The organism is Citrobacter sp. wls615, from assembly GCF_005281355.1.
GTDB classification, from domain to species: domain Bacteria; phylum Pseudomonadota; class Gammaproteobacteria; order Enterobacterales; family Enterobacteriaceae; genus Citrobacter; species Citrobacter werkmanii.
The window spans coordinates 1-15071 of the sequence record NZ_SZXM01000084.1; the positions used below are offsets into that span (position 1 = coordinate 1).

Annotated in this window: 15 protein-coding genes and 3 tRNA genes; 13 read left to right on the forward strand and 5 right to left on the reverse strand. The window is 51.0% G+C overall.

The annotated features are described in order from the left end of the window. The 4 genes from rsmC to FDX04_RS20675 all read left to right on the forward strand — a co-directional run. The coding region (rsmC, locus tag FDX04_RS20660) for a 16S rRNA (guanine(1207)-N(2))-methyltransferase RsmC (RefSeq protein ID WP_137371413.1) at positions 1-824 on the forward strand (824 nt) is incomplete at its 5' end. A 139-nt stretch (positions 825-963) separates the two neighbouring features. Beyond that, positions 964-1050: transfer RNA gene (locus FDX04_RS20665), tRNA-Leu, on the forward strand. A gap of 28 nt (positions 1051-1078) precedes the next feature. After that, a tRNA-Leu gene (locus FDX04_RS20670) sits at positions 1079-1165 on the forward strand. A 32-nt stretch (positions 1166-1197) separates the two neighbouring features. Further along, a tRNA-Leu gene (locus FDX04_RS20675) sits at positions 1198-1283 on the forward strand. A 38-nt stretch (positions 1284-1321) separates the two neighbouring features. Here FDX04_RS20675 and FDX04_RS20680 read toward each other — a convergent pair. Then, on the reverse strand, positions 1322-1558 hold the full coding sequence (locus FDX04_RS20680; protein WP_072277010.1) for a DUF1435 domain-containing protein: 237 nt from the start codon (positions 1556-1558) through the stop codon (positions 1322-1324). A 252-nt stretch (positions 1559-1810) separates the two neighbouring features. Between FDX04_RS20680 and FDX04_RS20685 the strand changes: the two genes are divergently transcribed. Beyond that, a complete protein-coding gene (locus FDX04_RS20685; protein WP_137371414.1) occupies positions 1811-2887 on the forward strand; it encodes a GGDEF domain-containing protein in 1077 nt (358 codons plus the stop codon). A 108-nt stretch (positions 2888-2995) separates the two neighbouring features. Next, entirely contained in the window at positions 2996-3784 is a 789-nt protein-coding gene (gene fhuF, locus FDX04_RS20690; RefSeq protein WP_137371415.1) for a siderophore-iron reductase FhuF, read from the forward strand. Between the two features lie 29 nt (positions 3785-3813). Here fhuF and FDX04_RS20695 read toward each other — a convergent pair whose 3' ends face one another. Continuing rightward, entirely contained in the window at positions 3814-5157 is a 1344-nt protein-coding gene (locus FDX04_RS20695; protein WP_032940335.1) for a PTS sugar transporter subunit IIC, read from the reverse strand. Positions 5158-5522: 365 nt separating this feature from the next. Between FDX04_RS20695 and FDX04_RS20700 the strand changes: the two genes are divergently transcribed. Continuing rightward, the gene (locus FDX04_RS20700) at positions 5523-5981 is read left to right on the forward strand and encodes a YbaK/EbsC family protein (protein ID WP_038636987.1); all 459 of its coding nucleotides are present in this window, start codon (positions 5523-5525) and stop codon (positions 5979-5981) included. A gap of 57 nt (positions 5982-6038) precedes the next feature. Here FDX04_RS20700 and bglJ read toward each other — a convergent pair whose 3' ends face one another. After that, positions 6039-6716: a DNA-binding transcriptional activator BglJ gene (bglJ, locus tag FDX04_RS20705; protein ID WP_061382861.1), complete on the reverse strand. Its 678-nt coding sequence runs from the start codon at positions 6714-6716 to the stop codon at positions 6039-6041. Continuing rightward, positions 6677-7402 (reverse strand): response regulator transcription factor, encoded by a 726-nt coding sequence (locus tag FDX04_RS20710; protein ID WP_137361762.1) that lies wholly within the window; start codon positions 7400-7402, stop codon positions 6677-6679. Before FDX04_RS20710 ends, bglJ begins: the two co-directional genes overlap by 40 nt. A gap of 451 nt (positions 7403-7853) precedes the next feature. Between FDX04_RS20710 and FDX04_RS20715 the strand changes: the two genes are divergently transcribed. From FDX04_RS20715 to opgB, 6 genes are all read left to right on the forward strand, one after another. Continuing rightward, positions 7854-8630: a threonine/serine exporter ThrE family protein gene (locus tag FDX04_RS20715; protein ID WP_042312543.1), complete on the forward strand. Its 777-nt coding sequence runs from the start codon at positions 7854-7856 to the stop codon at positions 8628-8630. Further along, positions 8621-9094 carry a threonine/serine exporter gene (locus FDX04_RS20720; protein ID WP_038636981.1) on the forward strand — a complete coding sequence of 158 codons (474 nt, stop codon included), beginning with the start codon at positions 8621-8623 and terminating at the stop codon, positions 9092-9094. Before FDX04_RS20715 ends, FDX04_RS20720 begins: the two co-directional genes overlap by 10 nt. 121 nt (positions 9095-9215) lie before the next feature. After that, positions 9216-9755 carry a primosomal protein DnaT gene (dnaT, locus tag FDX04_RS20725; RefSeq protein WP_079225556.1) on the forward strand — a complete coding sequence of 180 codons (540 nt, stop codon included), beginning with the start codon at positions 9216-9218 and terminating at the stop codon, positions 9753-9755. A gap of 2 nt (positions 9756-9757) precedes the next feature. Next, positions 9758-10495 carry a DNA replication protein DnaC gene (gene dnaC / locus FDX04_RS20730; protein ID WP_038636979.1) on the forward strand — a complete coding sequence of 246 codons (738 nt, stop codon included), beginning with the start codon at positions 9758-9760 and terminating at the stop codon, positions 10493-10495. Between the two features lie 71 nt (positions 10496-10566). Beyond that, positions 10567-11058: a DUF2501 domain-containing protein gene (locus tag FDX04_RS20735; RefSeq protein ID WP_137361760.1), complete on the forward strand. Its 492-nt coding sequence runs from the start codon at positions 10567-10569 to the stop codon at positions 11056-11058. Positions 11059-11288: 230 nt separating this feature from the next. Next, positions 11289-13580 carry a phosphatidylglycerol--membrane-oligosaccharide glycerophosphotransferase gene (gene opgB, locus FDX04_RS20740; RefSeq protein ID WP_137371416.1) on the forward strand — a complete coding sequence of 764 codons (2292 nt, stop codon included), beginning with the start codon at positions 11289-11291 and terminating at the stop codon, positions 13578-13580. Between the two features lie 43 nt (positions 13581-13623). Here the strand turns inward: opgB and FDX04_RS20745 are convergent, their stop codons facing one another. Further along, a complete protein-coding gene (locus FDX04_RS20745; RefSeq protein ID WP_137361758.1) occupies positions 13624-15069 on the reverse strand; it encodes a tagaturonate reductase in 1446 nt (481 codons plus the stop codon). Positions 15070-15071: the final 2 nt, after the last annotated feature.

Here is a 15071-nt window from a genome sequence, read left to right on the forward strand (position 1 = left end):
CTCATATCAGGAACTTGTTCGCACCTTCCCTAATCTACTACTGGCCGAAGAATAAGCCGGAAGCGCAGTTCCAACTGATGAACATTTTGTCGCTGTTACCGGTGGGCAGCGATGTTTTTGTTGTCGGTGAGAACCGCAGTGGCGTACGTAGCGCAGAGCAGATGCTGGCCGAATACGCACCGCTGAACAAAGTCGACAGCGCCCGTCGCTGTGGCCTGTACCACGGCCGTCTGGAAAAACAGCCGGTCTTTGAGGCAGAAAAATACTGGGATGAATATCAGGTTGATAATCTGACCATCAAAACGCTGCCGGGCGTATTCAGCCGTGACGGCCTGGATGTTGGCAGCCAATTGCTACTCTCCACACTGACGCCGCATACCAAAGGTAAAATTCTGGATGTCGGTTGTGGCGCAGGCGTACTCTCCGTCGCTTTAGCCAGCCATTCACCCAAAGTCCGCTTAACCCTGTGTGATGTAAGTGCGGCCGCTGTTGAAGCCAGCCGCGCCACGCTTGCCGCCAACGGTATTGAAGGTGATGTGATCGCCAGTAACGTTTTTTCTGACGTGACGGGCCGCTTCGATATGATCATCTCCAACCCACCGTTCCATGATGGGATGCAGACCAGCCTCGATGCCGCGCAAACGCTGATTCGCGGCGCGGTGCGTCATCTCAACAGCGGCGGTGAACTGCGTATCGTGGCGAACGCCTTCCTGCCCTATCCGAAAGTGCTGGATGAGGTATTCGGATTCCATGAAGTTATCGCACAGACCGGACGCTTCAAGGTCTATCGCACCATCATGACGCGTCAGGCGAAAAAAGCGTAATTGTCTCGCAGCGAACGGCCATTCACATGGCCGTTTTTGCATCAATCGGCCCAGCCTGTACAATTAACTATTGACGAAAAGTTGAAAACAACTAGAATGCGCCTCCGTGGTAACGATACTTTTTGAGTGTCGATGGTATGCGAAGGTGGCGGAATTGGTAGACGCGCTAGCTTCAGGTGTTAGTGTCCTTTCGGACGTGGGGGTTCAAGTCCCCCCCCTCGCACCATAATCCACGTTGATATTGCTCGCACTGGGCGAAGGTGGCGGAATTGGTAGACGCGCTAGCTTCAGGTGTTAGTGTCCTTTCGGACGTGGGGGTTCAAGTCCCCCCCCTCGCACCAACGAGGCGATATCAAAAAAATAAGATGACTGTGCGAAGGTGGCGGAATTGGTAGACGCGCTAGCTTCAGGTGTTAGTGTCCTTAGGATGTGGGGGTTCGAGTCCCCCCCCTCGCACCAATTATCTTATTTCCCTCTCGCTTTCTTCCCTGTTTCGCCTATCCCTGATTCCAGTTCATCATTACCAGCACAATGCCGCCGATCAACGCCGCGCATGAAGGTAACAGAACAAAATGCCGTAAGCGCTTGTGATATAGCATGAGCGAAGTCAGTAGTAATCCTAATACAATCATTACCTTCCATACATAGACTGACAGATCGGTAAATGCCATCCCGGCAATGAGCATCCCCGGCAACAGAACTCCCCATCCACTGCCCAGCGTACGTTGCAACATGGTTCCACCTACGACATTGATAATGATAACCAATATCATATGATATATTTTCTCATTTGTCAGCTGGGAGGCACTATCAATTATATGAGTTTTACTTAACGATTGATGACATGAATAACATAAGGTGATAAATTGCTCGCCGATTAACGCTTCAACTAAAAATAAAGACCTCAGCGAATGATGCCCCGTTCGTTATTTGTTTTATTTACCAACACATCTTCGTATATTACAGATAACTAACAATATTTACCTATGACAGTACAATCCTGGCGAACTCTGCGCACTAAAAAATATCAACTCTCGTTGCGTTTGTTTCTGCTTCTCAACGCAGTCTCCGCGCTGTTTACGCTTTTTTTCCCACTTTTTGCCGTCAAAGCCGTATCAGTACCGGCTCTGCTGATACTGATCACCAGCACGCTGCTGCTTATATGGCATGGGAAATATACGGATAAAAAAATTAATCTCCCTTTTATTTCAATAATTTTTGGCTTGTTATGGGCGTTCCATATTTTTCAGAAATATTCCACGCTCGGTCATAATGACTATTATTTTCTGTTAATCGCACTGCTCAGTGTACTGTTTATTGGATCTATTGCTTTTGCCAATAATATCATCGCGTTTACGCTTCACTCATTGCCTTCCGTCGCCGTCTGTTTATGGCTTAGCGGCAACGAGCACGGTTTACGAATTTTCTATTTTATGGCGTTACCGATGGCCGGGATCGCCATCCAGCATGTGATTCAAAAGCGCTACGATGGTTTCGCCCAGCAGTTGATGTACAAACTGCTGGAGGAACGAGAAACGCTCAGCGGACTCAGCATGCTTGATCCGCTTACTGGTTTATATAACCGCCGGGGGTTGCAACACAGACTCGATACACTGTTGGCGCTGAGCAACTCGAAGCACTACGTGTTGTTATTGGATATCGACCACTTCAAAGCCTATAACGATCATTACGGGCATATGATGGGTGACCAGGCGCTGATCCGCGTCTCAGCGGCCATTCGTGATTCCGTACGCTCCCGGGATGTGGTGGCGCGATTCGGCGGCGAAGAATTCATGGTTTTGCTGACCGCGATCGATCCGCAGCAGGCACAGGCTGCCGCCGAGCGTATTCGTCAGAAAGTGTACGACCTTAAAATACCCCACATGTTTAACGAAAGCGTGGCAACCAACGTGACCGTCAGTATTGGCATTGCGCCTCTGGTAGAACAGGATATTGAGGCCGCTATCGCCAGAGCGGATAAAGCCCTATACGAGGCGAAAAACCTTGGGCGTAACAACACGCTGGTCAGCGATGAGCTGTGGGTAAACCGCCCTTCACTCTGAGCTATCTGTGCGGTGGCACCCAGCATCGTGACAAAGATCTTGCCATCGTTCATTGTCAACTATAGGATTAGCAATCATTATCATTTAGATTAACATCCTTATATTGCCATGGCTTATCGTTCCGCACCGATCGTTGAAGATGTCATCTGGCGTAGCCACCTCCCAGCAAAGATGCCCTCGCTGGCTGCTGCTGTACGCGAAACGATAGCCAAGACCCGTGAGCACCTACTGGACTTCATTCGTCTTGACGAAACCCCCGTTCCAGGTGCGATGACACTACATGAATGGACGCAACCGGCGACGCTCAGTTCGCTGTTGGCCGTTTATTCAGACCATATCTATCGCAACCAACCTACGCTGACACGCGAAAATAAACCGCTGATTTCTCTCTGGGCCCAGTGGTATATCGGCCTGATGATGCCTCCGCTCATGGTAGCTCTGCTGACGCAAAAAGAGGCTATCGATGTCTCTCCTGAACACATGCACGTAGAATTCCACGAAACGGGCCGTGCAGCCTGCTTCTGGATCGATGTGCATCAGGATCACCAGACCACGGCCCTGTCTCCTCAACAACGTATGGAAACGCTGATTCTCACGGCGCTGACGCCGGTTGTGCAGGCGCTGGAAGCGACAGGCGAGATCAACGCAAAGCTTATCTGGAGTAATACGGGATACTTAATTCACTGGTACTTAACGGAAATGAAGCCGTTGTTAGGTGAAGAACTGTTGAACACGCTGCGCCAGACCTGCTTTTTTGAGAAACAACTCTCCTGCGGCCAGGATAACCCCCTGTGGCGTACCGTTGTTCCACGCGAGGGACTGTTAGTTCGCAGAACCTGCTGCCAGCGCTATCGCCTGCCTGACGTTCAGCAATGCGGTGACTGTACGCTGAAATAAGCGAGGAACCGTAGCCCCTCGCCAACAAATTATGCAACCTGCTGATTTTCCTCTTCTATACGCTGTGCTTCTTCTTTTTCCTGTGCCAGAAGCTGCTTTTCATAAACCTTAAAGAATGGGAAATAGATGATCGCCGACACCAATGCCAGCAGGACAACCAGGATGGCTGCACGATAATCCCAGCCTAACGCCCATGCCGCGCCAACCGGAGCCGGGGCCGTCCAGGGAACGACGGAAATCACCCGACCAATTAAATCCAGCTTCATCGCCGCCCATGCCAGCACCGCATTCACCATCGGGGCCAACAGGAACGGGATAAAGAACACCGGGTTCATAACAATCGGCGTACCGAAAATCACCGGTTCGTTAATATTGAAAATGCTGGGGACCACGCTCAAACGCCCAATCGAGCGTAAATGAGCCGAACGGCTGCGCAGATAGCAAATCACCAGCCCCATCGTCGCGCCGGACCCACCAACCACGATGAAAAACGTCCAGAATGCTTCCATAAAGATATGGGGCAAAGGCGCGCCCTGTGCCAGCGCCGACTGGTTCATTCCGAGATTGGTTAGCCAGAACATTTGCAGCATCCCCGATACAATCGCCGCACCATGGATCCCAGCAAACCACAGTAGATGACCAATCAGCACGGCCAGTAGTATCGCCGGGAGAGAATCAGCGGCGGATACCAGTGGTTTAAAGATGGCCATAATGGCCTGCGGGATTAGCATGTCAAACTGCGACTGTATAACCAGACTCAAAGGGTACAGAGTTAGCACCACCACCAGCACCGGGATCAGCAGATCGAAGGAGTTTTTGATCATTGGCGGCACCTGATCGGGTAAACGGATACCGATGTTGTGCGCCTTCAGGAAACGCATCATTTCAACACAGTAAATCGCCACCAGGATAGCGGTGAAAATCCCCGTCCCACCCAGGCTATCAACGGGCATCGCGCCTTTGGTTTTCGGCGCAGCAATCAGCAAAAAAGCCATAATGGACAACATCGCGCACATAAACGGATCTAATTGATGCGACTTCACATAGTGCTTCCCCAGGTTATAAGCGATAGCCGCACATATGTAGACCGACATGATCCCCATCGTCATATCAAACGGAGTGAGGATTTGGCCTTCAAACTGTTTTGCCATGTCCAGCCATGCGCGGGCAAATCCCCATGTTGTATCAGGAGAAAATGGCGGGTAGGCAAAAACCAACAGAAATGATCCTACGATCATAAATGGCATAGCCGAAATAAAACCATCACGAATTGCCATCACGTGACGTTGCGAAGAGATACGCCCGGCGACAGGACTGACGTAGTTTTCAACAAAGCGGAAAATCACATTAAACACAGCATGGTTAGTAGACATAGCCGCTCTCCCGTTGCGCAAAACCCTGCAGCCATGCAGTCATCAACACCACCACGTAAAGCCCATTACACTTTTTCGCAACCGTGCCGGGAAGAGCACCAGCGCAACTGCATTTTGAGTTAAGTTTCATAGATGGCTCTTATTATGTGATACAGAGGAAGTGACAACTTCAGTATTAATCGTCATTTCAACAATCTGCAACCGGTTACTGTAACCGGTTTCTTTGATTGTGAAGACGATCGAAAAACTGCCAATGTTGCCATGTTGTTACAATAAAATATTTACAGTGAGGTGAGCCCTATGACAAATTACGCCATGCGGTTTTCTGCTGTGCGGAGCTGCCTGTAGGCACCATGGAGAGAAGAATGAGTTTGCAATCAGTACGCCAATTTTTGGCGCAGCATGCCCCAGATATTGAGATCATCGAATTAGACCAGAGCACGGCAACTGTTGAACTGGCAGCTAAAGCCCATAATGTCGAACCCGGTCAGATCGCGAAAACACTTTCGCTAAAGGTGAAGAACGACATCATCCTGGTTGTCGCCAAAGGCGATGCCCGGCTGGATAATAAAAAGCTAAAGAGCACGTTCGGTGCCAAAGCCCGTATGCTGAGTAGTGATGAGGTAGTGAACGCGACGGGTCATCCCGTTGGCGGCGTTTGTCCTTTCGGGCTGGAAACACCGATCTCGGTTTATTGCGATGTCTCTCTGAAGCACTATGCTGAAGTGCTGCCTGCGGCAGGAGCCATTCACAGCGCGGTTCGCATCACACCGGAACGAATGGCTGAGCTAACTTCAGCCACCTGGGTTGATGTGTGCCAATGATGTTTCACGCCCCAGCCCGGTGACTGAAACCGACACAAAATAGGTCTACGTTGACCGTTACGACGCCGCTTGTAGAAAAGGTGTCGGTTCACCTGCGCGCAGATACAACAGGATATCGGCTGCATCCAGTAACCCAACATCTGAGCTCACGCCCAGCTTGGACATTACGTTAAATTTATGCGCCCGAATGGTTTTAATATTCCGCTCAAGCTGAACGGCAATCTGCGGCATCGAATAGCCATTCGACATAAAACGCAGAATTTCTCGTTCTGTAGGGCTAAGCACACGGCTTTGATTGATAAACCAATGGTTTTTCGCGCTTTCGGTTACCTGGGTAGGGCAATTCAATGCCGTAAATAACGCGTCCTGCAACACAGTTAACGAAGAAGCTTTGCTAACAACCCCATCCAATGGCAATGGTGACAGAGAGCCAATTAAACGCGCCTCAGCATCGTCATCGGCAATAACTATACGCCTGATGCGAGGGAAATTTATCGCCAGTTCCGTCAGATAGGCGAGCCCTGCTCTGCGATCGGTCCTGATAGCAGAAAGAGAAAAAATAACTGCCGAAAATGACATCTTTAACATCGCCTGACTAAAAGCAAGCTGATTCGAAAAGAGATGAAGTGCGTATTGGTCACCCGGCATGGTATTAAATAAACTCTCAATGCCCACGCTACTCATCGCACATTTTTCTATAAGTGCGACGTTTCTTTTAATGCTTCTGCTTTCCATTCCGTGGTCTCTCCATATACTGAAGGTAAATTCAGTTCTCGCGATCCTTGAGAACTGTTTATCCATGCGTACATTTCTGCATTGCTGTGTATTGATAAGCGACGCATGGCGCTGTTCTTTTGGGCGCTGATTGTTTTATTACTTTTCTTAAGCAACGACGCAATCTGGTTAATTCCCCAACCTTTTCCCAGGAGTCTCAGCACTTTCCTCTCCGAGAGGGTAAGTGCAATTGAGCGGACGCTATGGTCAGCCAACTCTGGCATTACGGGCGGAGAGAGCAGCGACTTGCTAATTCTCTCTGCTCGGGTATTTCCCGCGTGAATGACATTCACTAAACTTTCAATCGGTTCTGCATCGGATAACAGCGAACTGATCGGGCACATCAGCAGTTCGATGGCGAGAGGGTAAAAAACACGAGATACAAGAAATACCCAATGAATATCACGATATTGAGATAATAAAGAATAATATTGTTCGCAGACTGGGCGAGGATGATTGCAGTCTGCGGATAAATCAGCAATCACCAAATCAGCACACCGCAACTGCAATAATGTCAGTTCTTCAACGGAACGACAGTAAGTCAATTCGCAATCAGCGAACTGTCCTTGCATTACACCTTTAAGCCCAGTTTGTACGATCGGTAATTTACTAATAATAATTGCGTTTTTGCAGCGTCCTGGCAACATATCCCCTCCACATTCACCAGTCCGTATTCGCACTTATTAAAAGCTTCCTGATAAATTAAATATATTAATTAACAGAAAACCTTAAACAATAGACGAGGTGAATTGTTTATCCTTGGATTTTATTAAAATATTAAAGTGATGGCGCTATAATTCCAATAGCGTCAAACTATTGAACCGTTATTACAAAATTACGCACAAATACATTCTATGTACAATTAAAAGAACTACAATAGAACATTAGCATTGCTTACGTATTTGCCATCCTTATAAATAACACGACCTTTTCATGTAGCGCTATCTTTATTGATAAGCAGGTAAGGCATGTAAGCGGCTGCGACCTGCGTCTTTTTTCAACGCAAAGATTGATCTTGCCAGAGCCAACGGGCTCGTGCTTCATGATAAAAAGAAAGCATTCACCCTTCAATGAGATCCTTTTCAGTCAGAGCGAGCCATGCAAACAGAGCAGTCGTCACAGCGAACGGTTACACGGTTATGTATACAATGTGGGCTTTTTTTACTCCAGCATGGTGCAGAAAGCGCGCTGGTTGACGAGCTATCCACTCGCCTCGGCCTGGCGCTTGGCATGGATAGCGTAGAAAGCGCCATCTCCTCCAACGCGATTGTCCTGACCACCATTAAAGATGGGCAATGCCTGACGTCGACCCGAAAAAATCATGATCGCGGCATTAACATGCACGTCGTGACGGAAGTGCAGCACATCGTTATTTTAGCGGAACACAAGCTGCTGGATATAAAAGGCGTTGAGAAGCGCTTTAGCCAGATTAAGCCGCTACGCTATCCAAGATGGCTGGTCGCATTGATGGTTGGTTTGTCCTGCGCCTGCTTTTGTAAACTTAATAACGGCGGATGGGATGGCGCAGTGATCACCTTTTTCGCCAGCATGGTAGCAATGTATATCCGCCAGGTCCTGGCGTCCCGGCATTTGCACCCGCAAATCAACTTTTGTATCACCGCCTTTGTGGCAACCACGATATCCGGCCTGTTGCTGACGCTGCCGACCTTTAATCACACCCCGACCATCGCCATGGCGGCCAGCGTGCTGCTGCTGGTTCCGGGTTTTCCATTGATCAACTCTGTCGCGGATATGTTTAAGGGGCACATTAATACCGGGCTGGCTCGCTGGGCCATTGCCAGTCTGCTAACGTTGGCGACCTGCATTGGGGTGGTTATGTCGATGACCTTATGGGGGCTACGCGGATGGGCGTGATCGATTTCATTCTGGCGCTAATACAGGACATGATCCTGTCGGCGATTCCGGCTCTGGGCTTTGCCATGGTGTTTAACGTCCCGCATCGCGCGCTTCCCTGGTGTGCGTTACTCGGTGCGCTGGGCCATGGTTCACGAATGGTGATGATGAGCGCAGGATTTAATATTGAATGGTCAACCTTTATGGCGTCGCTGCTGATTGGCTGCATTGGGATCCAGTGGTCGCGCTGGTATCTGGCGCATCCTAAGGTCTTCACCGTCGCGGCTGTGATCCCCATGTTTCCTGGGATCTCCGCCTACACCGCCATGATCTCCGCGGTAAAAATCGGCCATTTCGGCTATAGCGAAGCGCTGATGATCACCCTGTTAACCAATTTCCTGAAAGCCTCATCAATTGTTGGTGCGCTCTCTATCGGCTTATCCGTACCAGGCTTATGGCTGTATCGCAAACGCCCGCGCGTCTAGCGCGGTAATTTCTAAGCACATCGCAGAGGGGGAATCTCCCCCTCATCTGCTGCTCTCCTGGTTCTCTGTGTTACTATAAAAGCAGTCCCTTCTCAGTTGTTGTTCAGTTTTGAGAAACATTATGCCCTGCAAAATTTTGACGCCGGACGTCATCAGCATTGACGCCTTACTACACGATCATCACGCAGTACTGGCAAAGTCTGCGGGTGGCGCCGTAGCGGTATTCGCCAACAATGCGCCAGCCTTTTACGCGCTGACGCCTGCGCGACTGGCTCAGTTGTTGGAGCTTGAAGAGAAGCTGTCACGTCCAGGAAGTGATGTGACATTGGATGCGCAATTTTATGAAGAGCCGCAAGCTGCGCCCGTTGCCGTGCCAATGGGGAAATTTGCGATGTACGCTGACTGGCAGCCCGATGCCGACTTTCAGCGCCAGGCCGCTCTGTGGGGCGTGGCGTTAAGAGAACCGGTCACCGCCGAGGAACTGGCCTCATTCGTCGCCTACTGGCAGGCCGAAGGCAAAGTCTTTCACCATATTCAGTGGCAGCAAAAACTGGCGCGTAGCATCCAGATTGGCCGGGCCAGCAATGGCGGAATGCCAAAGCGCGATGTGAACAGTGTCAGCGAACCTGACAGCCATATTCCACCAGGTTTTAGAGGATAACGATGAAAAACGTTGGCGATCTGATGAAACGTCTGCAAAAAATGATGCCGCCCAATGTCGAGCCTGCCTTTAAAACGGGCGAAGAGCTACTGGCATGGCAAAAAGAGCAAGGTGAAATTCGTGCCGCAGCGCTGGCCCGCGAAAACCGGGCCATGAAAATGCAGCGCACATTTAACCGCTCCGGTATCCGTCCGCTGCACCAAAACTGTTCATTCGATAACTATCGGGTGGAATGCGAAGGTCAGATGAACGCCCTGAGCAAAGCCCGCCAGTACGTTGATGAGTTTGACGGCAACATCGCCAGCTTTATTTTCTCGGGCAAACCCGGCACCGGCAAAAATCATCTGGCGGCAGCCATCTGCAACGAACTGCTGCTCCGCGGTAAGTCGGTACTGATCATCACCGTGGCTGATATCATGTCGGCGATGAAAGAAACCTTTAGTAACCGTGAAACCAGCGAAGAACAGTTGCTCAACGATCTTAGCAATGTGGATCTGCTGGTGATCGATGAGATCGGCATGCAGACCGAATCGCGCTATGAAAAAGTGATCATCAATCAGATCGTCGATCGCCGATCGTCCTCAAAACGCCCAACCGGCATGTTAACCAACAGCAATATGGATGAAATGAACAAACTGCTGGGAGAGCGCGTGATGGACCGTATGCGCCTTGGCAACAGCCTGTGGGTGATTTTTAACTGGGACAGCTACCGTAGCCGGGTAACAGGCAAAGAGTATTAAACGTATTAGGACCACTCCTAAAGCAGCCAGCGCTATACTGCGCTGAAAAGGCATAACACGAGTTGCATATAATGATGAAAACAACCAAACGTCTGCTGTGCTGTGCGCTTGCCGCCAGCACGCTCATCTCCACCAGCGTTTTTGCTGCCTCCTGGCAGGATTCGCTCTCCAGCGCGGCCAGCGAACTGAGCAAACAAAGCACCGGCTCGCAGGGCAGCTCGTCGCTCTCTTCCCTGACCAGCCTGCTGAATGGCAGCAATCAGTCACTGACCTCAAGCAGCATGAATAACGCCGCCGGGATCCTGGAATATTGCGCCAAACAGAAACTGGCCTCGGTTACCGACACGCAAAACGTCAAAAACCAGGTGCTGGATAAACTCGGCCTCAGTGCTCCAGAGCAGAAACAAGATACCAACTACATGGACGGCATTCAGGGCCTGCTCAATGCCAAAGATGGCCAACAGCTGGACCTGAACACGATTGGTAATAGCTCGCTGGCGAAGCAGGTAAAAACCAAGGCCTGCGATCTGGTGTTAAAACAGGGCATGAACTTCATTTCCTGAGGCATTAAATGCCGCGCGTCCCCTGCGCGGCATCCCCCATTCCTGCCGATACATACCGCCATCACGAAAGCCGTAATTACCCGCAAAAAAACGCGCATATCTAAACCAATTCTGAATAACAACGTAATTTAATGTCACTACAATTGCAGCAATATAACAACGCTATTACATTGTTCTCTCACCGAATGATTAGCCTGCCAGGCATGTGCCCGGTTTACTGAGGATCGATCGTGTCAGAATTAATCTCCATCACTCTGTTTCTCGCTTCAGTGCTGATTTACGCCTGGAAAGCGGGTCGCAATACCTGGTGGTTTGCCGCCACGTTAACGGTGCTGGGGATTTTTATCGTCTTGAATATCACACTGTATGCCAGTGACTATTTCACCGGCGACGGAATCAACGACGCAGTGCTTTACACTCTGACCAACAGCCTGACCGGCGCGGGTATCGGGAAATATATTCTGCCTGGCGTCGGAATTGCGCTGGCGCTGACGACCGTCTTCGTCGCCCTCGGCTGGATCCTTCGCCGCCGTCGCCATCACCCGCATCACGTGGGTTACAGCCTGCTGGCCCTGCTGCTGGCGCTGGCCTCCGTTGACGCCAGCCCGGCGTTTCACCAGATAACTGAACTGGTGAAATCTCAGTCGCGCGATGGCGATCCGGATTTCCTGACCTATTATAAAGAGCCGTCGAGAACCATCTCTCATCCGAAGCTGAACCTGGTTTATATCTACGGCGAAAGCCTCGAACGCACCTACTTTAACAACGATGCGTTCCCGGATCTGACCCCGGAACTCGGCGCGTTGAAAAACGAAGGCATGGATTTCAGCAACACCATGCAGCTACCGGGGACGGATTACACCATCGCTGGTATGGTCGCTTCACAATGTGGCATCCCGCTGTTTGCGCCATTTGAAGGCAATGCCTCGGCATCGGTTTCCAGCTTTTTCCCCAACAATATCTGTCTCGGCGACATCCTGAAAAACTCCGGCTACCAAAACTACTTTGTGCAGGGAGCCAACCTGCGCTTTGCCGGGAAGGATGTGTTCCTGAAATCTCACGGGTTTGATCATCTGTACGGCGCAGAAGAGTTAAAAAGCGTGGTGGCGGATCCCGCATATCGTAACGACTGGGGTTTTTACGATGACACCGTGCTGGACGAAGCCTGGAAAAAATTTGAAGAGCTATCGCGTTCAGGACAACGTTTTTCGCTGTTTACCCTAACCGTGGATACCCATCATCCGGATGGATTTATCTCACGTAGCTGTAACCGCAAACGTTATGACATCGACGGTAAGGCCAATCAGTCCTTCAGCGCGGTGAGTTGCAGCCAGGAAAACATCGCTGAATTTATCAATAAAATCAAAGCATCCCCGTGGTTTAAAGATACCGTGATCGTGGTTTCTTCCGATCATCTGGCGATGAACAACACCGCATGGAAGTATCTGAACAAGCAGGATCGCAACAACCTGTTCTTCGTGCTGCGCGGCGACCAGCCACAACAGGAAACACTGGCGGTGAAACGTAACACGATGGATAACGGCGCAACGGTGCTGGATATCCTGGGCGGCGATAACTTTATCGGCCTTGGCCGCAGCAGTTTGTCGGGCGAATCCGTGTCGGAAGTGTTCCTCAACATCAAAGAAAAAATGCTGGCGTGGAAACCCGACATCATCCGCCTGTGGAATTTCCCCAAAGAGATGAAAGAGTTCACCGTCGACCAGGACAAAAATATGATCGCGTTCTCCGGCAGTCATTTCCGCCTGCCACTGCTGCTGCGCGTATCGGATAAACGCGTCGAACCACTACCAGAAAGCGAATACTCGGCCCCGCTGCGCTTCCAGTTGGCAGATTTCGCGCCGCGCGATAACTTTGTCTGGATCGATCGCTGCTACAAAATGGCGCAGCTGTGGGCACCGGAGTTGGCGCTTTCCACCGACTGGTGCGTCTCGCAGGGGCAACTGGGCGGGCAACAAATCGTGCAGCACGTTGACAAAGCCAAATGGAAAAGCAAAACCGTCTTTAAAGACACGGTGATCGACATGGAGCGCTACAAAGGCAACGTCGATACGCTGAAAATTGTCGATAACGATATTCGCTACAAGGCAGACAGCTTCGTCTTTAACGTGGCGGGCGCGCCGGAAGGGGTGAAACAATTTAGCGGTATTTCACGCCCTGAATCGTGGGGACGCTGGTCCAATGCGCAGCTCAGTGAAGAGGTAAAAATCGAATACAAAGCGCCATTGCCGAAAAAATTCGATCTGGTCATCACTGCCAAAGCCTATGGCAATAACGCCAATCGCCCAATCCCCGTACGCGTTGGCAATGAGGAACAGACGCTGGTGCTAAGCCATGATATCAGCACCACTACCTTACATTTTGATAATCCGGCGGATGCCGATACGCTGGTGATTATCCCACCCGATCCGGTCGCTACCAACGAGGGTAATATTCTCGGCCACTCGCCGCGTAAGCTGGGGATCGGGATGGTTGAAATCAAAGTGGTGGCAGCTCAGGGGTAAAAAAAACAGCGCCCAACACAACTCCGGGCGCTGCATGGCAACCTTATTCCAGACTGTTCACCGCCTGACGCATTCCCTGCACCAGAATCATTTCCAGGTTGGCTGTCACCTGCTCTGCAAGGCCTGGCAGCAACGTCAGATCTTCCCCCCAGTGCGCGGCATCGCCGAGCACGGTATCCACCAATTCACGCAGCGTCAGGTCATTGCCGACTCGCGGCCACAGGCTGGCATACAGATTTATCCACTGCTCGTCGTCCTGCAATGGATAGCTTTCCCCGGTCCGTTCGCCGCGATAAAACGCCAACAGCGCGGCCAGAGCAAAGGTTAAGCGTACAGGCCAACATCCATTTTGCTGGCCCGCCAGCAGCTGCGGCAATATACGGGTGCGGAATTTGGTCATGCCGTTAAGCGCGATGGAAAGTAACTGATGGCGAATGTAGGGGTTCTGAAAACGCCCGCTCACCGCACCGGCAAATTCGCGCAGTTCATCGGCATCGAGATCCAATACTGGAATGATTTCTTCACCAATCGCTCGCTCAACATAATGGCGGACATCAGCATCCTGCATCGCTTCGCCAACGGTCTCCAGCCCGCACAGCCAGGCAACCGGCACCAGCGCCGTATGCGCGCCGTTCAGAATCGCGACCTTACGTTCCTTGTACGGCTTGATATCGCTCACCACCCGGATATTCAGCGGGCATTGCGCCAGTTTTAACTCTTCGGCCAACCATGCCGGTCCCTGGATCACGAACAGATAAAAGTGTTCCGCGGTATCGAGAAACGCATCGTGATAGCCAAGCGTAGCTTCCAGCGCGGCGGCTTCTTCACGCGGGTAGCCAGTAACAATGCGGTCGACCAGCGTGGAACAGAAGGTGTTCGCCGTTTCCACCCAGTCGGCAAACGCCGGAGGAAGGTGCCACTCCTGCGCATACCGCAGCACCAGCGTTTTGAGCGACTCACCGTTATAGTCGATTAGCTCGCACGGGATAATCACCCAGCCCTTATCCACCGCCCCCGCAAAATGGTTAAAGCGCTCCAGCAGCAGTCGCGTCAGTTTGGCCGGAAAACTCACCGGCGGGGCATCATCCACACTGTCCCCCGCGTGATAGCTAATCCCGGCTTCAGTGGTGTTCGAAAACACAAAGCGGATATCCGCATTGTGCGCTAACGCCAGATATTCGGCGAAATCCTTGTACGGGTTGATTTCGTTATTCACCGAACGAATCAGCCGCGCCTCGCTTACCGCCTCGCCCTGCTCGTTCAACCCACGAATAAGCGTGGTATATAACCCATCCTGAGCGTTGAGCGACGGCGGAAAATCGGTATTAATCGGGCGAACAATGGTCACGCCAGCATTGAGATCCGTTTTCTCATTAAGGATATCCAGTTGCCAGTCAACAAACGCCCGCAGAAAATTACCTTCACCAAACTGGATCACGCGCGTAGGGTAGCTGGCCCCCGGAAAATCACGTCGATTCAATGTTTTCATCA